The organism is Nonomuraea sp. NPDC054003 (genome assembly GCF_055585125.1).
In genome coordinates this window covers 155,276-180,689 of sequence record NZ_JBVJKR010000014.1, presented here as the reverse complement: position 1 = coordinate 180,689, position 25,414 = coordinate 155,276, and the positions used below count along the sequence as shown (strand labels likewise).

Sequence of the window (25,414 nt, the reverse complement as noted above, 5' to 3'; positions counted from 1 at the left end):
CCCGAGAAGCCCCACGCATGCGCCGGGGAGGATGTCCCGTACCCGAGCCCGACCAGCGGACGCGGCGTCTTGCCCTGGATGGAGTGGCCGCTCGTAAGGGGTGCCGCTTGGAGGGTGGGGTGGTCTCCCGGAGGATGCGTGCGCTGCCTTGAAGGGGTGCTGGGCCAGGAGCGCACTTTCTGCGGGGTTGCGCTGCGCACCTGGAGGGTGGGTTGTTTCGCGGTGGCGGTGGATGGGGTCCGGGTGATGGGGGCGGGGGTGTGATAATCCGTGCGTGGTGGGGTGTTCCAGGCGGGCGCTGTTATGGGCGGGGGTCGGGGCGCTGGTTCCGGCTCGGGGCGGGGGGAGTATGTCGCCTGGGGCGTTCGCGGGGGTGCGGAGGCGGTGGCGGGAGGTGACCGTCGATCCCGCGTACCCGATGGGGCCGGCGAGGCGGCGGCTGGCGGAGATGGCGCCCACCGGCCGCCATCTGTGGCCGGATCTGCCGTACCCGTCCCTGAGCGCGACCCCGGGGCGGCTGCTCGCGATGGCGCGGGCGTACGCGGTGAGCGGCGACGCGCGGTTGCGCGCCGGCGTCGAGACCGGCATCGGCCACTTCTGTGAGCACGTGTACGCGGCCGGCGCGGACCCGGTGGGCAACTGGTGGGACTGGGAGATCGGCGCGCCGAAGCGGCTGCTCGACGCCGCCGTCCTCGTCGGCCTGTCGGGTCGGCAGGGCGGCGCGTTGCTGGAGGCCGTCGACCACTTCGTCCCACCCGACCGGCTGCGCGACTACGACGGCACCAGCACGGGCGCGAACCGGGTGGACCTGTGCCTGGTGACGCTGCTGCGCGCGGTGCTGGGCGCGGACGCGGAGCGGGCGGACCTCGCGGTGCGGGCGCTCGCGCCGGTCTTCCGGTACGTGACGGAAGGCGATGGCTTCTACCGGGACGGCTCGTTCCTCCAGCACGACACCGTCCCCTACCAGGGCGGTTACGGGCTCGTACTGCTGGAAGGGCTGGCGACGCTGTTCGCGGTGCTGCGCGGGAGCCCGTGGGAGGTCACCGACCCGAACAGACGGATCGTGTACGACAGCGTGGAGCGGTCGTTCGTCCCGTTCACGCACGCCGGTCACGTCATGGACCTGGTGAGCGGCCGGGGCATCGCCAGGGACCCGTCCGGCGGCGAGCTCAGGTTCCGCCGCCTGGCCGGCGCGGTGAGGCGGCTGGCCCTCACCGCGACGCCCGCCGAGCGCCGCCGCTGGCGAACCCTGGGGGACGGGGCCGGCGAGCAGCCCACCGGACACCGGCTGTTCCCGATGAGCGCCCGCGCCGTGCACCGCGCGCCCGGCTGGTGCGCGGCGCTCAGCATGTCCTCCGACCGGATCGCCCACTACGAGCACGGCAACGGCGAGAACCTGCGCGGCTGGCACACCGGCTCGGGGATGCTCTATTGGTGGGGCGAGGGCCACGGGGCCCACTACGCCGACGGGTTCTGGGCCACCGTCGACCCCTACCGGCTGCCGGGCACCACCGTCTCGACCCGGCGGCTGCCCGACGGCGCGGGCGAGGCGTGGGGCGGCGCGTGCCCGCCGTTCCGCTGGGCCGGCGGAGCCACCGACGGCCATTACGCGACCGCCGGCCAGCACCTGCGCGGGCTGGAGTCCACGGTGGAGGCGTTCAAGTCCTGGTTCTTCCTCGACGACGCGGTGGTCTGCCTGGGCGCGGGCATCACCGGCAGGGACGGCGCGCCGGTGGAGACCGTGGTCGACAACCGCCGCACCGCCGCGCTCCTCACCGTGGACGACGCGAACGGCTGGGCCCATCTGGCGAGACACGGCGGCTACGTCGTCCGCGACGGCGGCGTGCTGCGCCGCCTGCGCGAGCACCGGCCGGGCGGCGGGATGACGCGCCCGTACGTCACGCTCTGGCTCGGTCACGGGCTGGACCCCGGCGACGCCCGCTACGACTACCTGCTGCTGCCGAACGCCACCGTGGCGGCGACCAGGGCCCGCGCCGCCGACCCCGGATGGGCGCGGGTGCTCGCCAACACGACCTCCCAGCAGGGCGTGCACGTGCCGTCGGCGGGGGTGACGGCGGTCAACTTCTGGCAGCCGGGCACCGCGGGCCCGCTGTCGGCGTCCGGGCCGTGCGCGGTGCTCGTCACCGAGCGCGGCGACGGCTCGGCCACCGTCACCGTGTCCGACCCGCGCCGCGACCTGACGGAGCTGACCGTCACCTGGAACCGCCCGGTGGCGGCGGTGACGGGACGCCCGGCGGCCCTGACAGGGGCGCGGACGGGACGGCGGCTCACGCTGACGTTCGGCCCGCTGCCGGACTCCGTGTCGGTCACCGTCCGGCCGGGCGGAGGCGGGTGAGATCTCGCGGTCTCTGACCGGCGGAAATTTCTCACACCCGGAGAGCCACGACGCGTGCGGCCCGAGTAGTTTTTCAGATCGGACCCCGGCCGTGATAGACGTCTCATGAGATGGTCTTGCAGGATTTGGCCAGCATGAGCTGGTAAGTCTGGTCGGCAGGTCCTAGATCCAACGAGTCAAGGATGTGCCCATGCGCGCCAGAGACCTGCTTGCCGACTATCCCGTCGTGACCCTTGAGACGCCTGTGCTCCAGGCAGCCCGGTTGCTCGCCGAGCAGGATCTGCCCGGTCTGATCGTCAAGAACGACGACCAGCTCACCATTTTGCCGGGCACGGAAGCACTGCGACTGGCCGTGCCGCGCTACATCATGGACGATCCGGCGCTGGCCCGGGTGGTCGACGAGGCGCACGCCGACGAGTTCCTGCGCGCGCTGGGCAGTCGTACGGTGCGCGAGGTGCTGCCCCGGGAGCGGCGGGAGCTGCCCGTCACGGATCCTGACGCGACCGTGCTGGAGCTGGCCGCGCTGATGGCGCGCACCCGCAGCCCGTTGGTGGCCATCGTGGACAAGGGCCGGTTGCTGGGTGCGGTCACGCTGCAGGCGCTGCTGGACAGGATGCTAGGCACATGAGCCCGCTCGCCTGGGCGAGCGTCGCAGTGTTCGTGTCCGCTTACGCGCTGATCGCCACCGAGAAGGTGAACCGGGTGGCGGCGGCGCTGGGCGGGGCGTGGGTCATGCTGTTGATCCACGCGACCAACGCCGGGTCGGCGTTCTTCTCCGAGCATGCCGGGATCGACTGGAACGTCATCTTCCTGCTGCTCGGCATGATGGTCATCGTCGGGGTGCTGAAAGAGACCGGCGTCTTCGAGTATCTGGCGATCTGGGCGGCCAAACGCGCCCAGGGGCGGCCCTTCCGGCTGATGGTCCTGCTGGTCCTGATCACGGCAGGCGCGTCGGCGCTGCTCGACAACGTGACCACGGTGCTGCTGATCGCGCCGGTGACGTTCCTGGTGTGCGAGCGGCTGGCCGTGTCGCCGGTCCCCTTCCTGATCGCCGAGGCGCTGGCCTCCAACATCGGCGGCGCGTCGACGCTGGTCGGCGACCCGCCGAACATCATCATCGCCAGCCGGGGCGGGCTGAGCTTCAACGACTTCCTCATCCACATGGCGCCCATGGTGATCGTGCTGGTCGCGGTGTTCGTGGGGCTCTGCTGGCTCATGTGGGGCCGGACGTTCCGGTACGACCCGGACCGGGCGCAGGAGGTGATGGCGCTGGACGAGAAGGAGGCGATCGCCGACCCGCGGCTGCTGTGGCAGTCGCTCGTCGTGCTGGTGCTGGTGCTGGCGGCGTTCGTGCTCCATCCGGTGCTGCACTACGAGCCGTCGGTGGTGGCGCTGCTGGGCGCCGGCGTGCTGGTGGCCTTCACCAAGGTGACCACGGAGAAGTCGCTGGCCGAGGTGGAGTGGCCGACGCTGGTGTTCTTCGCCGGGCTGTTCGTCATGGTCGGCGCGCTCGTCCACACCGGGGTCATCGACCAGGTCTCCAGGGCCGCCGTGGAGGCCACGGCGGGCCGGTTGGACGTGGCGACTATGGGGCTGCTGGGCGGTTCCGCCGTGGTGTCGGCGGTCGTGGACAACATCCCGTACGTGGCCACGATGAGCCCGATCGTGGCGGAGCTCGTGGCGGCGCAGGGCGGCGAGTCGGCGCAGGTGCTCTGGTGGGCGCTGGCGTTCGGGGCCGACCTGGGCGGCAACGCCACGGCGGTGGGCGCGGCGGCCAACGTGGTCGTGCTGGGCATCGCGGCCCGCAACGGCACGCCGATCAGCTTCTGGCACTTCACCAAGTACGGGGTGATCGTCACGGTCGTCACGGTGACCCTGGTGGCGCCGTATCTGTGGTTCCGATACCTGTAGAAACCCCCGCAAAGGTAAAATATTCGCCCCGAAAACCCCTATGCCATAGGGGATCCCGTCGTCGGGGTCCGTCCCGCGCTTGCCCTTTCCCTTGCGCGACGATTACCTTCGAACCCATCGATGGCACGCGCTTGAGCAGCGCTTTTAGGTAAGCCCCCGCGCGTTGCCGATGAATTGCCGAGACCGCGCCCACCCGCGCACATTGCGGGAACACGGCGCGGCCGCCGAATCCGCCCTCTGGCGGAACCGGGGACCCACCTTTCTCTGGGGTGAATCGGTCGCTCTTCACCAAGGGCGCGCCGTAGGGCACTTCCACGCCCGAACCCGACAGCTAACCCGGTAGGCGGCATGGAAGCAAGGAGCAATCCCCGAGCATGGTCAAGCACATCTTCGATCGCATCCCGTCCACCTCCCGCCTGGCCCTGGGCGCCACCCTGGCACTCGGCGCCGCCTTCGCCGGCACCTCCGCCGCCGCCACCGCGGCCGCCGCCTCCCCCTCCCAGCCGCACCCGGTCGCCCACCAGCAGAGCAGCGCGAACCAGTCCACCGCCGTCAGCGCGAGCACCGTCCTTCAGGTCGCCGAGTCGCAGATCGGCGTCACCGAGGACGCCGCCGGCGGCGGCACCAAGTTCCACCAGTGGTACATGTCCTCCCCGCGCGCGGCCGAGACCCTGGCCCGTGACGGCGGCGGCACGCCCGCGCTGTACGCCAACGCCCCCTGGTGCGCGATGTTCGTGTCCTGGGTCGGCGAGCAGGCCGGCGCCCGCTCCACGATCGGCTGGGACGCCTACACCGTCACCCACGCCCAGTGGTTCAAGGACAACAACCGCTGGGGCAGCCAGGCCAAGCCCGGCAGCGTCGTCTTCTTCGACTGGGGCGGCAGCAAGAACATCAGCGCCGTCGACCACGTCGGCCTGGTGAAGAAGGACAACGGCGACGGCACGATCACCACGATCGAGGGCAACACCGGCAACGGCAAGGTCGAGGAGCGCATCCGGCCCGTGTCCCACGTGGCCGGCTACGGCTACCCCGAGTACAAGGCCGCCTGAGCACGTTCTCCGCACCCGTCATTCCTCCGGCGATCCGGTCAGGTCTTCCCTGACCGGATCGCCGTCGTCCGCGGCCCCGGTCAGGACCGCGTTTTGACCGGCCGTTGGCCTGCCCGGCGACGACCCCGGGGGAGATCCAGGGGGTGGAAGCGCGTGCGACATGACGACGGTCCCCTACCAGCAGGACCCGGCCAAGACCAGGCGGTCGCCGCTCAGCGGGCGGCGGCTGCAACTCCGCCACGGTGAGGGCGACAAGCGGCACCTGACCAGCCTGCAAGGACTGTCGGCGCTGTCGCTGGACGCCCTCAGCTCGGTCGCCTACGGGCCGGAGGCCGCGGCGCTCGTCCTGGCCGGGGCCGGGGCCGCCGCCGTGGCGCTGACCCTGCCGATCACGATCGCCATCGCGGTCCTGCTGCTGATCCTCGTGTTCTCCTACAGGCAGGTCATCGCCGCCCACCCCGACGGCGGCGGGTCGTACGGGGTCGCGAAGGCGGAGCTGGGCCGCCGGGCGGGCCTGCTGGCCGCCGCGGCCCTGGTGGTGGACTACGTGCTGACCATCGCGGTCAGCCTCGCCGCCGCGGCCGCCAACCTGGCCTCGGCGTTCCCCGTCCTGCGACCGTACCTGGTGGAGACCTGCCTGGCCGGGGTGCTGCTGCTGACGGTCATCAACCTGTTCGGGGTGTCCGACAGCGCGCGGTTCCTCATGCTGCCCATGAGCCTGTTCGTGGTGTCCGTCCTCGGCGTCGTGGCGGTCGGCCTGGCGCGGTCCGGGCCCGCCGCCACCGTGGGGACGACGGAGCAGATCGTCGCCACCGAGGCGCTGACCGTGATGCTCATCCTGCGGGCCTTCTCCTCCGGATGCTCCTCGCTGACCGGGATCGAGGCCATCGCCAACGGCGTGCCCATGTTCCGCAAGCCCCGCGTCAAGCGCGCCCAGCACACCGAACTGATGCTCGGCGCGCTGCTCGCCACCATGCTCATCGGCCTGGCCGTGCTCATCCGCAGGGACCACGTGGTGCCCCGCGAGGGCGTGACCATCCTGGCCCAGCTCGTGGCCGGCTCGTACGGGACCGGCTGGGCGTTCTACGGCACCAACATCGTGGTCGCCCTCGGCCTGGGCCTGGCCGCCAACACCAGCTTCGGCGGCCTGCCGGTGCTGCTGAGTCTGCTGGCCAAGGACAGGCGGCTGCCCTCGCTGTTCGCGCTGCGCACCGAACGGCCCGTCTACCGGTACGGCGTCGCGGTGGCGGGCCTGCTGGCCGCCATCCTGCTGATCGCGGTGGACGGCGACCCCCAGCGGCTCATCCCCATGTTCGCCATCGGCGTCTTCATCGGTTTCACCATGAGCCAGGGCGGCATGGTCAAGCACTGGCACCGGCTGCGCCCGCCCCGCTGGCGCCGCGACATGCTGCTCAACGGCACCGGGGCTTTGCTCACCTGCGTGGCGGCCCTCGTGCTGCTGGTGTCGAAGTTCACCGAGGGCGCCTGGGCGGTCGCCATCGTCATCCCCCTGCTCATCCTCCTGTTCGCCCGGATCGAGCGCTACTACGGAGAGGTGGCGGCCGAGCTGGAGATCGGCGCCGTGCCGGCCAGGCCCGCGCGGCCGCCCGCCGCCGACCATCCCGGCAAGAAGATCATCATTCCCGTCGGCGGGATCGACGCCGCGACCCAGCGGAGCGTGAGCGCCGCCATGGCCCTCGGCGGGGAGATCGTGCTCGTGTCGGTCTGCTTCACCGAGGAGTCGCGGCGCGCGCTGCACGAAGCCTGGGACCGGTGGGATCCCGGAGTCCCGCTGGAGGTCATCGTCAACCCCGCCCGCACGGTGATCCACCCGCTGCTGGACTACATCCGCCAGGTGGACGAGTCGGGGAGCTGGACCGTCGTCCTCATCCCCATCCTGGAACCCCGGCACTTCCGCTACCGGTTCCTGCACAACCAGCGCGGCCTCCTGCTGGCCGCCGCCCTGCGGGAGCGGTCGGACGTGGTCGTCTGCCTCCTCCCGTTCCACCTCCGCCCGTGAACGGGTTACCGGCCGGTTCACAGGGCACGGGAAGCGCATGGTCGTCACCACCGAATCCCGCCGCTGGGTCGCGCTGCCGGTCTTCCTGGTGGCCGTGGCCCTGGTCGCCGTCATCGGGTCGCTGGCCGCGTCCGGCGCCGGGGCCGAGTATCTGGCACTGGAGCGTCCCGCCTGGGCGCCGCCGCAGTGGCTGTTCGGGCCCGTCTGGACGGTGCTGTACATCATGATCGCCGTGGCGGGCTGGCTCGCCTGGACGGCGCGCGGCTGGTCGCGGGCGCTGACCGCGTACGCGGTGCAGCTCGTGCTCAACGCCGCGTGGACCCCGTTGTTCTTCGCCGCGGGCTGGTACGGCGTGGCCTTCGCCGAGCTGTGCCTGCTGTGGATCGCCATCGCGGCGACCATCGTGCTGATGTGGCCGGTCAAGCGGCCGGCGGCGCTGCTGATGGCGCCCTATCTGGTCTGGGTGACCTACGCCGGCGCGCTGAACCTGGCCATCTGGCAGCTCAACTGATCCCGGTCCTTGGGCCGTCAGACGAAGGCGCCATGGCCGGTGATCGCCCGGCCGACGATCAGGCTGTTGATCTCACGCGTCCCCTCGTACGAGTAGATGGCCTCGGAGTCGGCCACGAACCGGCCCATCCCGTAGTCGAGCACGATCCCGTTGCCCGCCATGATCTCCCGGCCCCAGCCGACCGCCTCCCGCATCCGGGCCGTGCAGTACGCCTTGGCCATGGCCGAGTGCTCGTCGCGGTAGACGCCCGCGTCCTGCAACTGCGCCAGCCGCACCACCATGCCGAGCGAGCTGGTGACGTTGCCCAGCATCCGCACCAGCAGGTCCTGGACGAGCTGGAACGCCGCGATCGGGCGGCCGAACTGCTCGCGCTCCCCGGCGTACTCCAGAGCCCGCTCGTAGGCGCCCATCATGCAGCCCACCGCCTGCCAGGCCACCCCGCCCCTGGTCTGCCGCAGGATCGTGGACGTGTCGCGGAAGCCGCGGGCCCCGGCCAGCCGGTTGGCCTCGGGGACGCGGCAACCGGTCAGCGTGATGTCCGCGTTCTGGACCGTACGGAGGGCGATCTTGTTCTCGATCCTGGTGGCTTCGAAGCCGGGCGTGCCCTTCTCCACCACGAAGCCCTTCACCTGGCCGTCGGCCTCGTCCTTCGCCCAGACCACGATCAGGTCGGCGAAGGTGGCGTTGCCGATCCAGCGCTTGGCGCCGTCGAGCACCCACGTGTCGCCCTCGCGCCTGGCCGTGGTGCGCAGCCCGGCGGCCACGTCGGAGCCGCCCTCCGGCTCGGTCAGCGCGAACGCGCCGATCTGCTCCATCGCGGCCATCCGCGGCAGCCACCGCTCGCGCTGCTCCTCCGAGCCGAGCCCGGCGATGCTGCCCATGGCCAGCCCGCTGTGCACGCCGAAGAACGTCGCGATGGACGGATCCACCCGGTTCATCTCCAGCACGATGAATCCGGTCAGCAGGCTGCTGGCGCCCCGGTGCTGGAGCCCCGCGACGTCCAGCTTGGCCATCTCCGGCACCACGTGGTGCGGGAAGCTCGCCTTGGTCCAGGCCTCGTCCGCGATGGGCGCGATCTTCTCGGTCATGAAGTCGCGCACCCGCTGGACGATCTGCTTCTCCTCCTTGTCCAGCAGGTCGGCGTAGTCGTAGAAGTCGCCGTTCCGCACGCCGTCCCCTCTCACGCGCCCAGGTCCCTGGCCAGGGTGTCCAGACGGGCGGCGAGCGAGTCCAGGTCGTGGTCATCGGTCACGTGCCGCACCTCGCGGCGGCGGGCGAGCACCAGGCCGCCCTGCCGGTCGGCCTGCTCCTCCGGCATGACGACGCATTCTCCTCGTACGAGAACGAGAGCGGCGTCCTGGTCTTGCGTGTCGACGAGCTTGCGTACGGCGGCGCGGTCGATGAGTCGCATACGCCGCCGACTGCCCCGCCAGTCCCTTTCGAAACGGTCTCGGTAGATAGTCCAGCTCCATGAAGAAAGAGCGCTTGGTGCTGTACCGTCTGGAAGGTCCGGCATGATCCTTCCAACGGAAAGTCACGATGAGCGACAGCGATGCCGCCGAGTCGGCCTGGTCCAGGGTCGACACCACTGTCCCGCACTCCGCGCGGGTGTGGGACTTCCTGCTGGGCGGGAAGGACCACTTCCCCGTCGACCGCGAGGCCGGGGAGACCCTGCTGAGGCTGTTCCCCGACTTCGCCATGGTCGCCAGGCTGCAGCGGGAGTTCCTGGTCCGCGCGATCCGCTACCTGGCGGGCGAGGCCGGGATCCGGCAGTTCCTCGACATCGGCACCGGCCTGCCCACCGCCGGCAACACGCACGAGATCGCGCAGGGCATCGCCCGAGAGTCGCGGGTCGTGTACGTGGACAACGACCCGATCGTGCTGGCGCACGCCCGCGCGCTGCTCACCAGCGCGCCCGAGGGCGCCACCGACTATCTCGACGCGGACGTCCGCGACCCCGAGGCGATCCTGGCCGGGGCCGCCGCGACGCTCGACTTCAGCCGGCCCGTCGCGGTCATGATGCTGAGCATCGCCGGGCAGGTGACCGACGACGAAGACCCGCGCGGCATCGTCGACCGCCTGCTGGAGCCGCTCGCCCCCGGCAGCTACCTGGCGCTGAGCGATGGCACCAACACCAACCCCGCCCTCGTGGAAGCGGTCACCGGCTACAACAAGAACGCCCGCAACTCCTACCAGCTGCGTTCCCCCGACGAGATCGCGCGCTTCTTCACCGGCCTCGAACTGGTGGAGCCCGGCGTGGTGCCGACACCGGAATGGCGCCCCGCGCCGGACCGCTGGGACGAGCCGCCCACCGTGGTGAGCGCCGTCTGCGGAGTCGCCCGCAAGCCCTGACGTCACCGGACGACCCCGTCGAGCTGGAGATCGCCTTCACCATGGGGAAGGCGTAGGGCCAACTTCTGGCGATTACTTCCACAAGTGTGGGACGCGCCGCCGACGGTTCCGCTCTCCGGCTTCCTACTGTCCTGCTGACCGGTCAGTCGGGAGGCAGGAGACGCCATGTCGGGCAGCGACGTCCGCGGACTCCTGCAGCCCTTCCTGCTCCTGCTCATCTGCGAGCGGCCGGGTCACGGATATGACCTGATCGAGCGGCTGGCGCGGCTGGGGGCGGCCGACGCGGAGCCCGGCCAGGTCTACCGCGTGCTGCGCTCGCTCGAACGCGCGGGTCATCTGGCCTCCGCCTGGGTCGCCTCCGAGGCGGGGCCGGCGCGCAGGCGGTACGAGCTGACCACAGGCGGCATGGCCGAGCTGGAGGCGTGGATGGGCCGGTTGGCCGAGGTCCGCCGGTTGCTGGAGACCTGCCTGAGCAGGTGGACGCTGATCGCGCCGGAACCCGGCGGCTACGCGGTCCCGCGCGAGCAGGTGGCGGGGCCGGAGAAGGAGGAGTGCCATGGGTGAGGACCCGGCGACGACCGCCGTGGCCGCCGCGTTCGAGCGGCGGACGGGACCGGCGGCCGCCATGGGGGAGGACGCGGACCGGATCGTCCGCGCCTGCCAGGAGATGGCGGAGCGGTTCCGGATGGGCGGCAAGCTGCTGGTCTTCGGCAACGGCGGTTCGGTGGCCGACGCCCAGCACGTCGCCGTCGAGTTCGCGCACCCGGTCATCGTGGGCAAGCCCGCGCTGCCGGCGATCTCGCTGACCACCGACATGGCCGTGGCCACGGGGATCGCGCTGACCGAGGGCCTGGACGGGATCTTCGCGACGCAGCTCCGGCTGCTGGCGTCCCCATGCGACATCGCGCTCGGCCTCTCCACCGACGCGGGGTCCGCGAACGTGCGCGGCGGTTTGGCGGCGGCGCGCGAGCTGGGGCTGCTGACCGTGGCGCTCACCGGGGGCGAGGCGGGCGCCGAGGCGGACCACGTGCTGGCCGTCCGCTCCGCCGACCCGCTGATCGTCAAGGAGGTGCACGTGACGATGTACCACGTGCTCTGGGAGCTGGTGCACGTCTTCTACGAGCTGGAGGCGGCCCGATGACGGAGCCGTGCCCCGACGGGGTCTGCGTGACCTGCTCCGACGTCGCCGTGCCGGTGCGCGTCCTGCGGCTGCTGGAAGACGGGCTGGCCGTGGTGGAGACGGAGTCCGGGCCGGAGGAGGTCAGCGTGGCGCTGGTGGACGCCCGGGCCGGCGACATCGTGCTGGTGCACGCCAAGGAAGCCATCGCGGTCCGCCCGTACGGAGGAGAGACCCATGAGCACGGTCAGTGAGCCCGGCGGCATCGAGGCCCTCTACCCGTTCCTCGCCCCGGGACCGGTCGACCGGGAAGCGGTCCTCGCCGATCTGCGCGAGTCCACCCGGAGGAAGGCCGCGGAGATCGTCGAGCTGCGGCGGTCGCTGGTGGCCCTGCACGCGGAGCGTCTCGTGGCGTGCGCGCGGGAGATGGCGGCGGCGTTCGACGCGGGGGCGCGGCTGTTCGCCTTCGGCAACGGGGGCAGCAGCACGGACGCCCAGGCCGTCGTGCAGCTGTTCGCCCACCCGCCGAGCCCGGCGCGGGCGGTCGCGGCGGTGCCGCTCGCCCAGGACGTCGCGCTGCTCACGGCGCTGTCGAACGACGTCGGGTACGAGCTCGTGTTCGCCCGCCAGCTGGCCGCGCTCGGACGGCCCGGTGACGTGGCCATGGGGCTGTCGACCAGCGGCGGCTCGGCCAACGTGCTCAACGCCATGGGGGAGGCGTCCCGGCGCGGCCTGCTGACCGTCGGGCTGGTCGGCTACGACGGCGGTCCGATGGCGCAGGACGGCCGCGTCGCGCACCTGTTCGTGGTCCCGTCGGTGTCGGTGCACCGCATCCAGGAGGCCCAGATCACGCTCTGCCACGTGCTGTGGGAGCTGGCCCAGCGGGCGCTGACCGGCGAGCTGTGACGTCCGTGCCGGGTACGGGGGCGCGCCGGATCCGGGTGCGGGTCGAGGGGCTGGTGCAGGGGGTGGGGTTCCGGCCGTTCGTGTGCGGGCTGGCCGGGGCGCACGGGTTGTCGGGGTTCGTGGGGAACGACCCCGGAGGGGTGTTCATCGAGGCCGAGGGCGAACCGCCGATGCTGGACGCCTTCACGGCCGGGCTCACCGGCCAGGCGCCGCCCCTCGCCCTGGTCGAACGCGTCTCCGTCGAACCCGCCGAGCCCCGGGGGGAGACCGGCTTCCACATCGTCCCCAGCCGCCGGGCCGGCGTGACGATCGGGCTTCGTGATCTGGCGGGTGGTGAGTTCGCGCTGGTCTCGGCGGATGTGGGGACGTGTGACGCCTGTCTGGGGGAGGTGCGCGATCCGGCCGACCGCCGTCATGGTTACGCGTTCGCGAACTGCACGGACTGCGGGCCGCGGTTCACCATCGTCAGCGGCGTGCCGTACGACCGGTGTGCCACGACGATGGCCGACTTCGCGATGTGCGCCGCGTGCGCACGGGAGTATCGGGATCCGCTCGACCGGCGCTTCCACGCGCAGCCGGTCTGCTGCCCGGCGTGCGGGCCGGCGCTGCGGGCGCTCGACGCGGACGGGGGGCCGGTTCCTGGGGATCCGGTCGAGGTGGCGGCGCGGTGGCTGGAAGAGGGGCGGGTCCTGGCGGTCAAAGGGCTCGGCGGCTACCACCTCGCCGTCCTGGCCGCGCACGGGCCGGCCGTGGCCGTGCTCCGGGCCCGCAAGCGGCGTGAGAGCAGGCCGTTCGCCGTGATGGCGCGGGACGCGGCGGCGGCCGGGGAGCTGGTGCTTCTGGAGCCCGCCGCTGAGCGGCTGCTCACCGGCGTGCGCAGACCGATCGTGCTGGCCCCGCGACGGCCCGGCGCGCCGGTGGCCGACGGCGTGGCGCCCGGTGGCCGCGACCTCGGGGTGATGCTGCCGTACACGCCGCTGCACCACCTGCTCGCCGACCGGCTGGCCGCGCCGTACGTGCTGACCAGCGGCAACCTGTCGGACGAGCCCATCGCGCACCGCGACGAGGACGCGCTGCGGCGGCTGCGCGGGGTGGCCGACGGGTTCCTCGTGCACGACCGGCGGATCCAGGTGCCCGCCGACGACTCGCTGGTACGGGTCTTCCGAGGGCGGGAGCTGGTCGTACGGCGGTCCAGGGGGTACGCGCCGGCGCCCGTCGGCGTGCCCTGGCCCTTCCCCCGGCCGGTGCTGGCGTGCGGCGCCCAGCTGAAGAGCACCTTCTGCGTGGCCAGGGGCACCCGGGCCTTCCTGTCGCAGCACATCGGCGACCTGGAGAACTACGAGACCCTGCGCTCCTTCACCGAAGGCGTCGAGCACTTCTGCCGGCTCTTCGGGGTGCGCCCGGCGGTGGTGGCGCACGACCTGCACCCGGAGTACCTGTCGACGTCGTACGCGCTGGACCGGGAGGGCGTGGACCTGGTGGGGGTGCAGCACCATCACGCGCACATCGCCTCCTGCCTCGCCGAGCACGGCCACGCCGGTCCCGTCATCGGGGTGGCGTTCGACGGGCTCGGGCTGGGCGACGACGGCACGCTGTGGGGTGGTGAGCTGCTCGTCGCCGACCTGGTCTCCTACCGGCGGGCGGGGCATCTGGAGCCGGTGCCGATGCCGGGCGGCGCGGCGGCGGTCCGGCAGCCGTGGCGGATGGCGGCGGCCTGGCTCGACAGGGTCCACGGTGACGCGTCGCCGTGTCTGCCGGTGGTCGCCGGGCATCGCGAGCAGTGGCCGGTGATCGTCGCGATGGCGCGGGCCGGGACGAACTCGCCGCTCACGTCCAGCGCGGGACGGCTCTTCGACGCGGTGGCGGCCCTCGCGGGCGTCCGGGACACGATCAGCTACGAGGGCCAGGCGGCGGCCGAACTGGAAGCCCGGGTGGACCCTGCCGAGCGAGGCGCGTACCCGGCGGGGCTGGTCGAGGGGGAGCGGGTGGTGATCGCTGGGGGGGACCTGGTCAGGGGGGTGGTCGAGGACGTCATGGGCGGGGTGGACGTGGGGCGGGTGGCGGCGCGGTTCCATCGAGGGCTGGCCGCGGTGGTCGTCCGGGCGGTGTGCGCGGTGGGTGAACGGGCCGGGCTGCGGACGGTGGCGCTGTCCGGCGGGGTCTTCCAGAACACCGTCCTGCTGGAGGCGGTGGTGTCCGGGCTGGAGCGGGAGAGGTTCGAGGTGCTGGTGCACTCACGCGTGCCGCCGGGCGACGGCGGGATCGCGCTGGGCCAGGCGGTCGTCGCCGCCGCGCACGACCGCCTGAGCCGGTAGGGGCCCGATCCTGGGGTCGTTGGAGTACTGGCCGATTCTGTCCTAATATCCGGAGGTACGGCGGTGCTCTCCCGCCGAACCTCCAGAGCGGGTCCCCACGCGGCCCGCCGATCGCGGAGGCAAAGGGGACGCCACGAGCCTCGGGAGCCGCGCTCCGAACGGTCGACGCTCCATCACGGCCGCCACGGGCCGCGGGCGTGGGCCGGGTCCTGGCGACGGCCGTGGGAAGAGCCGGACATGACCAGCAAGAAGCAGCTCAAGGCCCGCATCCGGGCCCGCATGGCCAAGACGGGGGAGAGCTACACCACCGCCCGCGCCCATGTCGCGGGCAGCGCCGAGACCGCCTCCGACGGCGGCTGGCGCTTCGCCGGCGGGCGGCACCCGTCCAGCGCGGCGATCACCTCCGTCCTGGTCAACCAGGGCGTGGCCGTCAGCGAGCCGCTCGTGTTCCTGGCGGGTGGCGGGATCGGCGCCGGCTACATCCTGTGGGAGTTCAAGCACGACCAGTCCCGCCACGTGGTCCTCGCCTTCCGCAACCAGTGGCAGTACCACGACCGCTGGATGGCCAAGACGCTCACCCGGCTCGGCGTCCCGTACGAGGAGCACCGCACGTCCGGCCTCCGCGCCGCGAGCGACCGGCTGACCGCCGAGCTGGACGCGGGACGGCCGTGCGTGGTCCTGCCCGACCGTTACCACACGGGCTACTGGCAGGTGCCCGCCTTCCTGGAGGGGCACGGCGGGCATCCGGTGGTCGCCTACCGGTACGACGCGGACGGGGTCTACCTGGACGATCGCGGGCAGGCGCCGATCCGCGTCCCGCGTGAGCGGTTCGACGCGGCGCGGGCGCGGGTGGGGTCGTACAAGAACGTCATGCACGTGCTGGGCGAGGCGAAGCTGACCGAGGCGGCGCTGGCCGAGGCCGCCCAGGAAGGGCTGCGCGACTGTGTCACGCACCTGTCGGCCACGTCGGACTCCTTCTCGCTGCCCGCCTGGCGCAAATGGGCCAGGCTACTGGTCGACACCCGCAACGCCAAGGCGTGGCCGAAGGTGTTCGCCGACCGGCGCGCCCTGGCCGACGCCCTGTTGTCGATCTGGGAGGGGGCCGAGCCGGTGGGCATCGACGGCGGAAACCTCCGCGACCTGTTCGCCGACGCCCTCGACGAGGCCGCCGGCCTGCTCGACCGGCCCTCGCTGGCGGAGTCGGCCGGGCGGTTCAGGGAGATCCGGGCCCTGTGGCACGAGCTGGCGGAGGCGGCGCTGCCGGCGGAGGTGCCGGAGTTCGCCACGATCCGCGAGCTGACGGCGGCGATCAAGGAGAGCGTCATGGCGGACGGCACCGCGGGCGGTCCGCAGGCGGCCCAGGCGGCCGAGGAGCTGTGGGCGGCCCGCGCCGCGGCCAACGACTCCCTGTCCGCTCTAGCCGACACCGGCCCTCTGTTCGCCGGCCTCAGCTCCCGGCTGAGCACCATCTACGAGGCCGAGCGCACCGAGATCGCCCACCTCGCCCAGCGCCTCTGACGGCGCCGCGGTGAGCCGCCCGTACGTGACAGCTGTCACGTACGGGACGCGCGGCGTCGTGAAGGTCAGCAGATGCGCGGGAGCGGGTCGCCGACCAGCAGGTCCACGATCCTGGTGCCGCCGGAGGCGGTCTTGAGCAGCACCATCCCCGGCGGCCCCGCCTCGACCGTGCCCACCACGACGGCGCCCTCGCTCACCGGATGCCGCCGCAGCGCCCGGACCGCGGCCGACGCGTGGTCCCCGTCGACCACGGCCACGAACCTGCCCTCGCAGGCCACGTACAGCGGGTCCAGGCCGAGCAGCTCGCAGGCCCCGCTCACGACCGGCCGCACCGGGATCGCCCGCTCGTCGGCGGTCACCGCCAGCCCCGCGCCGACGGCGATCTCGTTCAGGATCGTCGCGACCCCGCCCCTGGTGGCGTCGCGCATCATCCGCACCGGGACCGCGTCGAGGAGGGCGGCGACGGCCTCGTGCACGGGCGCGGTGTCGGAGGTCAGGTCCGCCTCGATGTCCAGCTCGCCACGGGCGATCATGACGGTGACGCCGTGCTCGCCGACCGGGCCGGACACGATCACCGCGTCCCCGGGCCGCACCTGGGACTCGCCCAGCGTGACCGGCCGTTCCAGCGCGCCGATCCCGGACGTGGTCACGTAGCAGCCGTCGGCCTTGCCGCGCTGGACCACCTTGGTGTCGCCGGTCACCACCCGCACGCCGGCCCGCTCGGCGGCGGCCGCCATCGAGGCGGTGATCCGGCGCAGCTCGGCGACGGGGAACCCCTCTTCCAGGACGAACCCCGCCGACAGGTACATCGGCCGCGCCCCGCAGACCGCCAGGTCGTTGACCGTCCCGTTCACGGCCAGGTCGCCGATGTCACCGCCCGGGAAGAACAGCGGCGAGACCACGTACGCGTCGGTCGTGAAGACCAGCCGGCCGGTGCCGAGGTCGAGCGTGGCGCCGTCGTCGAGCCGCTGGAGCGCGGGGTTGGCGAAGGCGTCGACGAAGACGGCCTGGATCAGCGTCCGCGACGCCTTGCCGCCCGCGCCGTGCGCCATGGTCACCCGCTCCTCGGTGACCTTCGGCTTGCGGCGGCGGGCGCGTTCGATGCGTTCCAGCACCTGTTCCTCGCGGGACAGCGGCTCCTGCCCGACCGCGGCCTCCGCCAAGGCCCGTTCCGCCCATTCCGCAGTGTTCATGGCCTCACTTCGTGAGGCTGCTCGGTCGCTCAAACCCGTCGCCTTCCCTCGTCGCTCTGGTCGCTGCGCTCCCGCCGCTCCTCAGTCCAGGCGACGGCGCGACCTCGCGGCGCCGGGTGAAGCGGCCGAAGTTGTAGTAGGCCGCGCAGGCGCCTTCCGAGGAGACCATGCAGGTGCCGATGGGCGTCTCGGGCGTGCAGGCGGTGCCGAAGACCTTGCACTCCCACGGCTTCAGCACGCCTTTCAGCACCTCGCCGCACTGGCACGCCTTCGGGTCGGCCACCCGGACCCCCGGCACCGGGAAGCGCCGCTCGGCGTCGTAGGCCGCGTACGACTCGCGCATCCGCAGCGCCGAGTTGGCGATGAACCCCAGCCCGCGCCACTCGAAGTGCGGACGCAGCTCCATCACCCGCGAGATCGCCGACAGCGCCCTGGGGTTGCCGTCCCACGGCACCACCCGGGTGTACTGGTTCTCCACCTCCGCCCGGCCCTCGGCGAGCTGCCGCAGCAGCATGTGGACCGACTGCAGGACGTCCAGCGGCTCGAACCCGGCGCACACCAGCGGCTTGCCGTAGTCGCCGGCGATGAAGGAGTAGGGCCGGCAGCCGATGACGGTGGAGACGTGACCGGGCCCGATGAAGCCGTCGAGCCGCATGTCGGGCGAGTCCAGGATCGCCTTGATCGCCGGGAGGATCGTCACGTGGTTGCAGAAGACCGCGAAGTTCCCGATGCCCTCGGCCTCGGCCCGCAGCACGGTCATCGCCGTCGACGGCGCGGTGGTCTCGAACCCGATGGCCATGAAGACGACCGTGCGGTCGGGGTTCTGCCGGGCGATCTTGAGCGCGTCCAGCGGCGAGTACACCATGCGGATGTCCGCCCCCGCGGCCTTGGCGTCGAGGAACGACCCGCGGCCCCCGGGCACCCGCATCATGTCGCCGAAGGACGTCATGATGACGCCCGGCTCGTGGGCGATGGCGATGGCGTCGTCGATGCGGCCCATCGGGATGACGCAGACCGGGCAGCCGGGGCCGTGCACCAGCGAGACCGTCTCCGGCAGGTGGTCCTCCAGCCCGTGCTTGTAGATCGTGTGCGTGTGGCCGCCGCACACCTCCATGAACGTGTAGTGCCGGCCGGGCTCGCACAGGTCCCGGATCCGCGCCGCGAGCTGCCGGGCCTGACCCGCGTCGCGGTACTCATCGACGAACCGCAATGCCCTGCCTTTCAGGTGATGTCCGATTCGGCGAGCGCTTCGAGCTCGTCGGTGTACGCCTGTCCCAGACCGCGCAGGAGCGCGAGCGTGGCCGCCGCCTCCTGCTCGTCGATCTTGGACATGGCGAAGCCGACGTGCACGAGCACCCAGTCGCCCGGACGGATCCCGTCCTGGCTGACCAGTCCGACGTTGATGGCCCGCCGGACGCCCGCGACCTCGACCTTGGCGAGTTCGGGCTGTCCGGGGATGAGTTCGACGATCTCGCCGGGGATGCCCAGGCACATCGGCCGCCCCGCTCCTTCCCGTTCACATTCGTGTCATCTTGATGTATCGCTTCACGGCGGGCAGTTCCCGCCAGAACATGGCGACGAGCGCGGCCCCGGTGAACAGGGCCAGCAGTTTGCCTGAAAGCCGCATGTCGGCTTACACCTCCTCTCGATCTAGCTCGGCGACAGGTTCGGCATGATCGGCAGGATCGGGTTCTCCTTGCCGGGCCGCACGCCCGTGGAGCGGCGCGCGTCCGCCGTGTCGTCCTCGTTGTGACCCACCTGCCGGTGGTGCGCGCGCTTCTGGTTGCCCTGCCGTACGCCCTTGACGTGCGACGGCGTGTCGGGCGCCACGTCGGGCTTGCCCACGCGGATCTGTGACATGTCCTCCTCCTCATCTGCCGAGTTCGGCGAAGAAAGCTGCGATCCGATCCCAGAGCCGCTGCCCGCCGGACATGCCCGTCCATTCCTGGCGGACCAGGGCGACGAGCCGGTGACAGTCGTCGATGGGTACGAGCCAGCGCTCGTCCATGCCGCGCACGATCGCGACCAGGAAGGCCTCCACCGACGTCCGCATCGACTCCAGCTCCCCGTACCGGCCGACGAGCCGTTCCCACGCGGCGGTGTCCACCTCCCAGCGGGTGGCGCCCACCGGGCTCGGATAGTTGGCCAGGACCGTGCCGTCGGCCCGGCGTACGAAGAACGCCAGGCCCACCGGCACGCCCAGCTCGGACGGCGGCGGGCCGGTGAGGCGGATCCGCCGGTTCGGCACCAGCCGGAAGCGCCCCAGGCCGCCCTCGCCGCCCTCGCCCCGCTCGAACAGCAGCGCGCAGGCGCGGCAGGCGCACAGCACCTGCTCCTTCCGCTCCTCCAGCAGGTGGGCGTGCTCGCCCTGCAGCGGCTCGCCGCACAGCTCGCACGGCTCGGCGGCCCGCCGCCGCCGGGCGACCGGCCGGTTGACCACCCGGCCGAGCGCGCCGCCGGTCACGCTGTGCGTCACGGGGCCGCCCTCGACGTGGCGGGCCGCCGCGCCAGCGTGTCGAGCGGGATGAACGCCGTGCCGGGATCGCTCGCGGGCGGCTTGCCCGTGGGCACCCCGTGCAGCGCGAACAGGTGCGCCAGCAGGACGTCCCCGGCCGCCGCGGAGCCGAACCCGGGGTACGCGGCGGCGCGGTCCATGACGCGGGCCAGCGCCTCCCCGTACACCTCCGCGAGCGTGGCGACCGCGTCGAGCGCCAGCTCCGCCGTCGGCCCCGAAGTCGTCTCCAGCTCGTTCAGCATCTCTTCCAGCAGCTCCAGGCGCCCGGCGACGGCGCGCTCGTCCAGCCGCGACCGGTCAGTCATGGCCGCCCCCGAACATGGGCGAGTGCACTTTTCGCAGCGTGCGGCCCTTGCCGAGATACATGTGCACGCCGCAGGGCAGGCACGGGTCGAAGCTGCGGACCGCGCGCATGATGTCGACGCCCTTGAAGTTCTCCGGCCCGTTCTCCTCGAAGATGGGCATGTCCTGCACGGCGTCCTCGTACGGTCCCGGCGTGCCGAAACGGTCGCGCGGGCTGCCGTTCCACGGGGTGGGCGGGTACGGGTGATAGTTGGCGATCTTGCCCTTCTCGATGACGAGATGGTGCGACAGCACGCCGCGCACGGCCTCGTGGAAGCCGACGCCGATCGCCTGCTCCGGCACGTCGAAGTCCTGGAACACCTTGGTGTCGCCGCCGCGCACGCGCTCCAGCGCCCGCTCGATGAAGTACACCGCCATGGCGGCCGCGTAGGCCACGAAGTACACCCGGGCCCGGTTGCGCTCGATGGCGTTGGACCACTGCGGGATCCGCCACTCCAGCGTCGTCTCCGGCAGCGAGTCGCCCTTCGGCAGGTGGATCTGCACGCTGGAGCCGGTCGACTTCACGTACGGGGTGTCCACGAGGCCGGCCAGCGCGGTGGTGTAGAGCCGCGCGAACGCGCCGCCGCCGGTGTCCAGCGGCAGGTGGTCGCCGGTGCGCGGGTCCAGCCAGCGCGGGCTCATCACCCAGCTGTAGTTGCCCTCGAAGTCCCGCTTCTGCGGGGCGGGCAGCGTGGTCTGGTTCCACGGGTGGCGCATGTCCACCGGGTTGCCGAGCGGGTCGTGGGTGACGAACGGCTTCTCGTTCACCCAGTCGTCGTAGTAGGAGCTGCCGAGCAGGATGCGGATGCCGAGGTTGATGTCGACCAGGTTGGTGGTGATCAGCTCGCCGTCGACGACGATGCCGGGGGTGACGTACATCGCCTTGCCCCACTCGTTCATCGTCTCGTAGCGGTAGTCGACGACCTCGGGGTCCTGGAACGCGCCCCAGCAGCCCAGCAGCACCCGGCGGCGGCCGACCTCCTCGTAGCCGGGCAGCGCCTCGTAGAAGAAGTCGAAAACGTCGTCGTTGAGCGCGACGGCCTTCTTGACGAAGTCGATGACGCTCATCAGCCGCGACAGGTAGTCGGTGAAGACCGTCGGCGACGGCATCGTGCCGACGCCGCCCGGATACACCGTCGACGGGTGCACGTGCCTGCCCTCCATCAGGCAGAACATCTCCCGGGTGACGCGGCTGACGACCAGCGCCTCCTTGTAGATGTCGCCCTCGAACGGGTTGAACGCCCGCATGATGTCGGCGATCGTGCGCTTGCCGTGGATGGCGGCGTTCGGCGCGTCGGTGGTCTCGGCCCGGCTCAGCACGCTCGGGTTGGTGCCCTTGACCATCGCCTCGCAGAAGTCGACGAACACCAGGTTGTCCTGGAAGAGCGTGTGGTCGAACATGTACTCGGCGGCCTCGCCGAGATTCATGATCCACTCGGCGAGTTTCGGGGTCTTGATCCCGTACGCCATGTTCTGCGCGTAGACCGAGCAGGTCGTGTGGTTGTCGCCGCAGATGCCGCAGATGCGGCTGGTGATGAAGCCGGCGTCGCGCGGATCCTTGCCCTTCATGAACACGGAGTAGCCGCGGAACAGCGAGGACGTGCTGTGGCACTCCACCACGCGCTGGTTCTCAAAGTCGATCTTGGTGTAGATGCCGAGGTTGCCGATGATGCGGGTGATCGGGTCCCACGACATCTCGACGAGCTGGCCCGGCTTGGGCGTGACTCTTTCCTGCTGTTCGATGGCCATCCGCCGTACTCCCTCTCTCTTCGCGTGTCGGCGGTCTCTACGGACGCCAGCGCGGGTCGTAGCCGCTGGTCAGCGCCTCGCGGTTGTGCCGCCACCGGGGTTCCCTGTTGGCGGTGTGGTTGGTGATGCCGCGCATCCGGCGGATGAACGCGCCGTACGGCTTGATCAGCGTCGAGGACAGGTTGCCGCCGGGCGGCATGTCCATGAAGGGCATGAACTTGTCCGGGAAGCCGGGCATGGTGCAGGCGATGCAGATGCCGCCCACGTTCGGGCAGCCGCCGATCCCGGCCATCCACCCGCGCTTGGGTACGTTGCAGTTCACCACCGGGCCCCAGCAGCCCACCTTCACCTGGCACTTCGGGGAGTTGTAGTCACCGGCGAAGTCGCCCTGCTCGTAGTACGCGCCCCGGTCGCAGCCCTCGTGGACCGTCTTGCCGAACAACCACTGCGGGCGCAGCATCTCGTCCAGCGGAGGCGGCGGCGCGCTGCCGGCCGCGTGGTAGAGCACCCAGGTCAGGGTCTCCATGAAGTTGTCCGGCTGGACGGGGCAGCCCGGCACGTTGACGATCGGCAGCCCGCCGGTCGACCGGAAGTCCCAGCCGAGGTAGTCGGCCAGGCCCATGCAGCCGGTCGGGTTGCCGGCCATCGCGTGGATGCCGCCGTAGGTCGCGCAGGTCCCGATGGCGACGACCGCCCAGGCCCTGGGGGCGAGCCGGTCGATCCAGGTGTTCACGGTCATCGGGTCGCCGGTCGCCGGGTCGTTGCCCAGCGACGTCCAGTAGCCGTCGCCGTTGATGTTCTCGTTGGGGACCGAGCCCTCGATGACGAGCATGAACGGCTCCAGCTCGCCGCGGGCGGCGGCCCGGAACGGGGCCAGGTAGTCCTCGCCGCCGAGGCTGGGCGAGAGCACCTTGTTGTGCAGGTGGACCTTGGGCAGGCCGGGGATGACGCCGCCGACCACGTCCTCGATCGCGGGCTGGGTCGCGGCGGTGATCGAGACGGTGTCGCCGTCGCAGCTCATGCCCTCGGATATCCACAGGATGTGCATCTCGTCGTAGCCGGCGGCCTGGCCGCTCCGCTCGTGCGTCTGCGTCATCACGGCACCTCGCTGGTGAGCACGTCCGACTGGTAGGTGATCGACTCGACGACGACCCCGGTGTCGCCGACGACCTCGACGTCGACGCCGCCGCAGCGCGGGCAGGCGACGAGCACGAGCGCGCTGGCCGCGGGCGTCTTGGCGCCGCAGTCGTGGCAGCTCATCGTCGGCGGCGCGGCGACCAGTTCGAGCTGCGCGTCCTCGGCGGCGGTCCCGGCAGCGGCCACCCGGAAGCCCTGGTCGACGACCGCCGGGTCCACCGCGTGCCCGGTGACGGCGGCACGGACGCGTACCGCGGCCACCCGCCGTCCCTCGGCGCGGAGCAGAACCGCCCGGACGATCTCGTCGCACATCCCTGTCTCATGCATCAGCGCGTTCCTTGTCTTGTCGGGTCGCCTCTGGTCGGGCGGCCTCGTCGCGGGCCAGCGCCGTCACCGCGGCGACCGCGCCGTCCACGGCTGCGGCGACGGGCTCGGACAGGCCCATCACCTCGTCGATCACCTGCGGCCGGCAGCCCACCAGGAGCACCCGGCCGACGCCGCCGCCCAGCTTGCGGAGCAGGTCGAGGACGGCCTGCGGGTGCATGCCGTGCCCGTCCACAGGCGGCGGGGCGTCCGGGGCCGGCTCGTCGTCGATCTCCAGGACGGCCACGGTGCCCGGCGGGCCCTCGACCTTGACCGCGTCCACCATGATCAGCGTGTCGTACGTGCCGCCCAGCAGTTCGTAGGCCAGGTGGACGCCGCGGATGCCGTAGTCGGCCACCACCACGGAGCCGGGCAGGGCCGCCGGGTCCATCCGCCTGACCACCTCGACGCCGAAGCCGTCGTCGCCGAGGAACACGTTGCCGATCCCGGCCACCAGCACCCGCTTCATCCCGGCACCCCCTGGTCCAGCGGCTCGGTCTCGTCGGGGGCGAAGTAGCGGTACCGCCCGTACCACTGGTTCAGCTCGGCCGCCGGGTCGTCCTCCAGGGTCACGGCGAAGTGGCGGCTGCCGTCCACGTCGAGCAGCACCGCCTCCACCAGGGCCGTCCTGCCGTCGAGGAACATGTCCTGCGGGTCGGTGCCGCGCAACCGGGGTCGCAGCCGCACCCTGCTGCCCTTGCGCACCGGGACCCCGCCCACCTCGACGCAGTCCGTCTCCGGCCGCACCGAGGCATCCGCCTTCGGATCCCACCAGGGCACCTGCGACTCCACCTCAGCGTCCGTCCTGGGAGCGGCGGGCCGCGGGTCGCGGGTGGTGCCGTGCAGGCGGGCCAGGTCGTCCGGGGTCATCGACTCGACGCGGTCCAGGATGGCGGCGGCGCGTGGGTCGGTGGCGCGCGCCTCCTGCTTCTCGGCGTCGGTGAGCGTCAGCGTGCGCAGCGACAGGATCTCGTCGATCTCCGCCGCGTCGTGCAGGTCCCCAGGGCTCTCCGGCGCGACCCGTGGGTTGTCGTAGAGCAGGATCGGGGACGACAGCATCACCTGGTCGCCGCTCAGCACGGGGTACGTGTGCGCGTTCGCGCAGTCGCGGGCCGCGGCCTCCGCCCAGGCCGGGGGTTCCAGCAGCGAGACGAACCGGCCGCCGGGCACGGCGAGGAGCGTGTGGCAGGCGATCAGCGCGTGCCGGAGCGCCTCGTCCCTGGACGCCTCCGGCGACGGCTCCCGGCCGACGTTCTCAACCCGTACACACAACTTGAGCAGCGGCACCGGCTCCTGACCGCCGTGCTCGTCGCGTACCCCCGGCTTGTTCTGCGGCACCCGGTCGTGACCGGCGTGCTCGTCGCGTACGGGCGTGCTGGTGGGGAGCGCGCAGGTGGTCAGGGACATGGTGGCGCGGGCGAGCAGGGGCCACTCGCGCCAGCGCGTCCGACCGGCCGAGCCGGGCAGCGGGGTGATCGTCTCGAAGCCGGGCACCCGCAGGTCGAGCCGCTTCGGCCCGGACAGCAGGTCCGCGACGGACGCCGTGAGGTCGAACTCGCGGGGCACGGCCTCGTCGAAGGTCAGCGCGTCCCCGACCTGGTCGGCGGCGCGGTGGCCGCCGTCCGGCAGCAGCTCTTCAGGGGTACGGCGGCGCAGGTGCAGGAAGCGGAGCCGGCAGTGCACCAGGGCGTCGGCGGGCCCGGTGAGCAGGCACTCGGTCCGCTGCCACCACGACTCGGCGGAGCCCGCCACCCCGCCCCCGTCCAGCCCGTGCGCCCTGGCCCACGGCTCCGGCAGCAGCACGCCGAACTGCCACCGGACCCGGTTCTTCGGAGAGGAACGGCGATAGGGGTACAGCAGGTAGCCCTCGTACAGGACGGAGTCCGCGACCGCCAGCGCCGCCCGGAAACCGGGCGCGGCGTCGATGCCGTTCGCGTCCACGGAGGGTGGCCCCTTCCTGTCCCTGGTCATACGTGACTCTTCTGGTATTGCCACGCCGTCTCAGGACAAGTAGGTGGATCGCTCCCCTAGGTGCCGTCCTCACCTAGCGGTTCTTGATG

27 protein-coding genes and 1 riboswitch are annotated in these 25,414 nt (G+C 71.9%); of the genes, 13 read left to right on the top strand and 14 right to left on the bottom strand.

The window, feature by feature from the left end:
• The first annotated feature begins 394 nt into the window (after positions 1-394).
• From ACZ6YG_RS33070 to ACZ6YG_RS33045, 6 genes are all read left to right on the top strand, one after another.
• Positions 395-2,356, top strand: a complete 1,962-nt coding sequence (locus ACZ6YG_RS33070) for a polysaccharide lyase 8 family protein (RefSeq protein WP_466020172.1) — start codon at positions 395-397, stop codon at positions 2,354-2,356.
• Between the two features lie 190 nt (positions 2,357-2,546).
• Entirely contained in the window at positions 2,547-2,984 is a 438-nt protein-coding gene (locus tag ACZ6YG_RS33065; protein ID WP_148035822.1) for a CBS domain-containing protein, read from the top strand.
• On the top strand, positions 2,981-4,267 hold the full coding sequence (locus ACZ6YG_RS33060; RefSeq protein ID WP_466020171.1) for an ArsB/NhaD family transporter: 1,287 nt from the start codon (positions 2,981-2,983) through the stop codon (positions 4,265-4,267). Before ACZ6YG_RS33065 ends, ACZ6YG_RS33060 begins: the two co-directional genes overlap by 4 nt.
• A gap of 212 nt (positions 4,268-4,479) precedes the next feature.
• A riboswitch (cyclic di-AMP (ydaO/yuaA leader) is annotated at positions 4,480-4,628 on the top strand.
• Between the two features lie 13 nt (positions 4,629-4,641).
• On the top strand, positions 4,642-5,316 hold the full coding sequence (locus ACZ6YG_RS33055) for a CHAP domain-containing protein (protein WP_148029427.1): 675 nt from the start codon (positions 4,642-4,644) through the stop codon (positions 5,314-5,316).
• A gap of 160 nt (positions 5,317-5,476) precedes the next feature.
• Complete coding sequence (locus ACZ6YG_RS33050; protein WP_148035820.1) at positions 5,477-7,336, top strand: APC family permease; 1,860 nt, start codon at positions 5,477-5,479, stop codon at positions 7,334-7,336.
• A 37-nt stretch (positions 7,337-7,373) separates the two neighbouring features.
• Positions 7,374-7,847 (top strand): TspO/MBR family protein, encoded by a 474-nt coding sequence (locus ACZ6YG_RS33045; protein ID WP_148035819.1) that lies wholly within the window; start codon positions 7,374-7,376, stop codon positions 7,845-7,847.
• A 17-nt stretch (positions 7,848-7,864) separates the two neighbouring features.
• On the opposite strand, the gene ACZ6YG_RS33040 is transcribed toward ACZ6YG_RS33045, so the two are convergent.
• Complete coding sequence (locus tag ACZ6YG_RS33040) at positions 7,865-9,031, bottom strand: acyl-CoA dehydrogenase family protein (RefSeq protein WP_466020170.1); 1,167 nt, start codon at positions 9,029-9,031, stop codon at positions 7,865-7,867.
• Positions 9,028-9,258 (bottom strand): hypothetical protein, encoded by a 231-nt coding sequence (locus tag ACZ6YG_RS33035; RefSeq protein ID WP_148035818.1) that lies wholly within the window; start codon positions 9,256-9,258, stop codon positions 9,028-9,030. Before ACZ6YG_RS33035 ends, ACZ6YG_RS33040 begins: the two co-directional genes overlap by 4 nt.
• Before the next feature lie 128 nt (positions 9,259-9,386).
• Here ACZ6YG_RS33035 and ACZ6YG_RS33030 point away from each other — a divergent pair, with 128 nt between their 5' ends.
• The 7 genes from ACZ6YG_RS33030 to ACZ6YG_RS33000 all read left to right on the top strand — a co-directional run bounded on the left by ACZ6YG_RS33030 (position 9,387) and on the right by ACZ6YG_RS33000 (position 16,055).
• Complete coding sequence (locus tag ACZ6YG_RS33030; RefSeq protein WP_148035817.1) at positions 9,387-10,199, top strand: SAM-dependent methyltransferase; 813 nt, start codon at positions 9,387-9,389, stop codon at positions 10,197-10,199.
• A gap of 165 nt (positions 10,200-10,364) precedes the next feature.
• Positions 10,365-10,763: a PadR family transcriptional regulator gene (locus ACZ6YG_RS33025; protein ID WP_148035816.1), complete on the top strand. Its 399-nt coding sequence runs from the start codon at positions 10,365-10,367 to the stop codon at positions 10,761-10,763.
• Complete coding sequence (locus ACZ6YG_RS33020; RefSeq protein ID WP_466020169.1) at positions 10,756-11,340, top strand: D-sedoheptulose-7-phosphate isomerase; 585 nt, start codon at positions 10,756-10,758, stop codon at positions 11,338-11,340. Before ACZ6YG_RS33025 ends, ACZ6YG_RS33020 begins: the two co-directional genes overlap by 8 nt.
• Positions 11,337-11,570: a HypC/HybG/HupF family hydrogenase formation chaperone gene (locus ACZ6YG_RS33015; RefSeq protein ID WP_148035814.1), complete on the top strand. Its 234-nt coding sequence runs from the start codon at positions 11,337-11,339 to the stop codon at positions 11,568-11,570. The genes ACZ6YG_RS33020 and ACZ6YG_RS33015 overlap by 4 nt, the downstream gene beginning before the upstream one ends.
• Positions 11,554-12,222, top strand: a complete 669-nt coding sequence (locus ACZ6YG_RS33010; RefSeq protein ID WP_219551577.1) for a D-sedoheptulose-7-phosphate isomerase — start codon at positions 11,554-11,556, stop codon at positions 12,220-12,222. Before ACZ6YG_RS33015 ends, ACZ6YG_RS33010 begins: the two co-directional genes overlap by 17 nt.
• The gene (gene hypF / locus ACZ6YG_RS33005) at positions 12,219-14,537 is read left to right on the top strand and encodes a carbamoyltransferase HypF (RefSeq protein WP_466020168.1); all 2,319 of its coding nucleotides are present in this window, start codon (positions 12,219-12,221) and stop codon (positions 14,535-14,537) included. Before ACZ6YG_RS33010 ends, hypF begins: the two co-directional genes overlap by 4 nt.
• Positions 14,538-14,774: 237 nt before the next feature.
• Positions 14,775-16,055 (top strand): BtrH N-terminal domain-containing protein, encoded by a 1,281-nt coding sequence (locus tag ACZ6YG_RS33000; protein WP_466020167.1) that lies wholly within the window; start codon positions 14,775-14,777, stop codon positions 16,053-16,055.
• A 65-nt stretch (positions 16,056-16,120) separates the two neighbouring features.
• Here the strand turns inward: ACZ6YG_RS33000 and hypE are convergent, their stop codons facing one another.
• Genes hypE through ACZ6YG_RS32940 form a run of 12 tightly spaced genes read right to left on the bottom strand, consistent with a single transcriptional unit; the run spans position 16,121 to position 25,325 of the window.
• Positions 16,121-17,248 carry a hydrogenase expression/formation protein HypE gene (gene hypE / locus ACZ6YG_RS32995; RefSeq protein WP_466020166.1) on the bottom strand — a complete coding sequence of 376 codons (1,128 nt, stop codon included), beginning with the start codon at positions 17,246-17,248 and terminating at the stop codon, positions 16,121-16,123.
• A 4-nt stretch (positions 17,249-17,252) separates the two neighbouring features.
• Entirely contained in the window at positions 17,253-18,458 is a 1,206-nt protein-coding gene (hypD, locus tag ACZ6YG_RS32990) for a hydrogenase formation protein HypD (protein ID WP_271278887.1), read from the bottom strand.
• 11 nt (positions 18,459-18,469) lie between these two features.
• On the bottom strand, positions 18,470-18,742 hold the full coding sequence (locus tag ACZ6YG_RS32985) for a HypC/HybG/HupF family hydrogenase formation chaperone (RefSeq protein ID WP_148035810.1): 273 nt from the start codon (positions 18,740-18,742) through the stop codon (positions 18,470-18,472).
• Positions 18,743-18,764: 22 nt separating this feature from the next.
• Complete coding sequence (locus tag ACZ6YG_RS32980; protein ID WP_378525391.1) at positions 18,765-18,875, bottom strand: DUF6893 family small protein; 111 nt, start codon at positions 18,873-18,875, stop codon at positions 18,765-18,767.
• A gap of 23 nt (positions 18,876-18,898) precedes the next feature.
• Positions 18,899-19,108, bottom strand: coding sequence for a hypothetical protein (locus ACZ6YG_RS32975; RefSeq protein ID WP_466020165.1), 210 nt, complete (start codon positions 19,106-19,108; stop codon positions 18,899-18,901).
• A 10-nt stretch (positions 19,109-19,118) separates the two neighbouring features.
• Positions 19,119-19,724, bottom strand: coding sequence for a DUF5947 family protein (locus ACZ6YG_RS32970; RefSeq protein WP_261808976.1), 606 nt, complete (start codon positions 19,722-19,724; stop codon positions 19,119-19,121).
• The gene (locus ACZ6YG_RS32965) at positions 19,721-20,068 is read right to left on the bottom strand and encodes a hypothetical protein (RefSeq protein WP_466020164.1); all 348 of its coding nucleotides are present in this window, start codon (positions 20,066-20,068) and stop codon (positions 19,721-19,723) included. The genes ACZ6YG_RS32970 and ACZ6YG_RS32965 overlap by 4 nt, the downstream gene beginning before the upstream one ends.
• Positions 20,061-21,854 carry a nickel-dependent hydrogenase large subunit gene (locus ACZ6YG_RS32960; protein ID WP_466020163.1) on the bottom strand — a complete coding sequence of 598 codons (1,794 nt, stop codon included), beginning with the start codon at positions 21,852-21,854 and terminating at the stop codon, positions 20,061-20,063. Before ACZ6YG_RS32960 ends, ACZ6YG_RS32965 begins: the two co-directional genes overlap by 8 nt.
• 37 nt (positions 21,855-21,891) lie before the next feature.
• A complete protein-coding gene (locus tag ACZ6YG_RS32955) occupies positions 21,892-22,950 on the bottom strand; it encodes an NADH-quinone oxidoreductase subunit B family protein (protein ID WP_271278892.1) in 1,059 nt (352 codons plus the stop codon).
• Complete coding sequence (locus tag ACZ6YG_RS32950) at positions 22,950-23,318, bottom strand: hydrogenase/urease maturation nickel metallochaperone HypA (RefSeq protein WP_466020162.1); 369 nt, start codon at positions 23,316-23,318, stop codon at positions 22,950-22,952. The genes ACZ6YG_RS32955 and ACZ6YG_RS32950 overlap by 1 nt, the downstream gene beginning before the upstream one ends.
• Entirely contained in the window at positions 23,311-23,823 is a 513-nt protein-coding gene (locus ACZ6YG_RS32945) for a hydrogenase maturation protease (RefSeq protein ID WP_466020161.1), read from the bottom strand. Before ACZ6YG_RS32945 ends, ACZ6YG_RS32950 begins: the two co-directional genes overlap by 8 nt.
• Positions 23,820-25,325, bottom strand: a complete 1,506-nt coding sequence (locus ACZ6YG_RS32940) for a hypothetical protein (RefSeq protein ID WP_466020160.1) — start codon at positions 25,323-25,325, stop codon at positions 23,820-23,822. The genes ACZ6YG_RS32945 and ACZ6YG_RS32940 overlap by 4 nt, the downstream gene beginning before the upstream one ends.
• Positions 25,326-25,414 lie beyond the last annotated feature (89 nt).

What these genes read in the sequence shown, in the direction of transcription:
- ACZ6YG_RS33065 (WP_148035822.1), top strand. Translation starts at nt 2,547, where the DNA reads ATGCGCGCCAGAGACCTGCTTGCCGACTATCCCGTCGTGACCCTTGAG.
- ACZ6YG_RS33060 (WP_466020171.1), top strand. Translation starts at nt 2,981, where the DNA reads ATGAGCCCGCTCGCCTGGGCGAGCGTCGCAGTGTTCGTGTCCGCTTAC.
- ACZ6YG_RS33055 (WP_148029427.1), top strand. Translation starts at nt 4,642, where the DNA reads ATGGTCAAGCACATCTTCGATCGCATCCCGTCCACCTCCCGCCTGGCC.
- ACZ6YG_RS33050 (WP_148035820.1), top strand. Translation starts at nt 5,477, where the DNA reads ATGACGACGGTCCCCTACCAGCAGGACCCGGCCAAGACCAGGCGGTCG.
- ACZ6YG_RS33045 (WP_148035819.1), top strand. Translation starts at nt 7,374, where the DNA reads ATGGTCGTCACCACCGAATCCCGCCGCTGGGTCGCGCTGCCGGTCTTC.
- ACZ6YG_RS33035 (WP_148035818.1), bottom strand. Translation starts at nt 9,258, where the DNA reads ATGCGACTCATCGACCGCGCCGCCGTACGCAAGCTCGTCGACACGCAA.
- ACZ6YG_RS33030 (WP_148035817.1), top strand. Translation starts at nt 9,387, where the DNA reads ATGAGCGACAGCGATGCCGCCGAGTCGGCCTGGTCCAGGGTCGACACC.
- ACZ6YG_RS33025 (WP_148035816.1), top strand. Translation starts at nt 10,365, where the DNA reads ATGTCGGGCAGCGACGTCCGCGGACTCCTGCAGCCCTTCCTGCTCCTG.
- ACZ6YG_RS33020 (WP_466020169.1), top strand. Translation starts at nt 10,756, where the DNA reads ATGGGTGAGGACCCGGCGACGACCGCCGTGGCCGCCGCGTTCGAGCGG.
- ACZ6YG_RS33015 (WP_148035814.1), top strand. Translation starts at nt 11,337, where the DNA reads ATGACGGAGCCGTGCCCCGACGGGGTCTGCGTGACCTGCTCCGACGTC.
- ACZ6YG_RS33010 (WP_219551577.1), top strand. Translation starts at nt 11,554, where the DNA reads ATGAGCACGGTCAGTGAGCCCGGCGGCATCGAGGCCCTCTACCCGTTC.
- ACZ6YG_RS33000 (WP_466020167.1), top strand. Translation starts at nt 14,775, where the DNA reads ATGACCAGCAAGAAGCAGCTCAAGGCCCGCATCCGGGCCCGCATGGCC.
- hypE (WP_466020166.1), bottom strand. Translation starts at nt 17,248, where the DNA reads ATGAACACTGCGGAATGGGCGGAACGGGCCTTGGCGGAGGCCGCGGTC.
- ACZ6YG_RS32985 (WP_148035810.1), bottom strand. Translation starts at nt 18,742, where the DNA reads ATGTGCCTGGGCATCCCCGGCGAGATCGTCGAACTCATCCCCGGACAG.
- ACZ6YG_RS32980 (WP_378525391.1), bottom strand. Translation starts at nt 18,875, where the DNA reads ATGCGGCTTTCAGGCAAACTGCTGGCCCTGTTCACCGGGGCCGCGCTC.
- ACZ6YG_RS32975 (WP_466020165.1), bottom strand. Translation starts at nt 19,108, where the DNA reads ATGTCACAGATCCGCGTGGGCAAGCCCGACGTGGCGCCCGACACGCCG.
- ACZ6YG_RS32965 (WP_466020164.1), bottom strand. Translation starts at nt 20,068, where the DNA reads ATGACTGACCGGTCGCGGCTGGACGAGCGCGCCGTCGCCGGGCGCCTG.
- ACZ6YG_RS32960 (WP_466020163.1), bottom strand. Translation starts at nt 21,854, where the DNA reads ATGGCCATCGAACAGCAGGAAAGAGTCACGCCCAAGCCGGGCCAGCTC.
- ACZ6YG_RS32955 (WP_271278892.1), bottom strand. Translation starts at nt 22,950, where the DNA reads ATGACGCAGACGCACGAGCGGAGCGGCCAGGCCGCCGGCTACGACGAG.
- ACZ6YG_RS32950 (WP_466020162.1), bottom strand. Translation starts at nt 23,318, where the DNA reads ATGCATGAGACAGGGATGTGCGACGAGATCGTCCGGGCGGTTCTGCTC.
- ACZ6YG_RS32945 (WP_466020161.1), bottom strand. Translation starts at nt 23,823, where the DNA reads ATGAAGCGGGTGCTGGTGGCCGGGATCGGCAACGTGTTCCTCGGCGAC.
- ACZ6YG_RS32940 (WP_466020160.1), bottom strand. Translation starts at nt 25,325, where the DNA reads ATGACCAGGGACAGGAAGGGGCCACCCTCCGTGGACGCGAACGGCATC.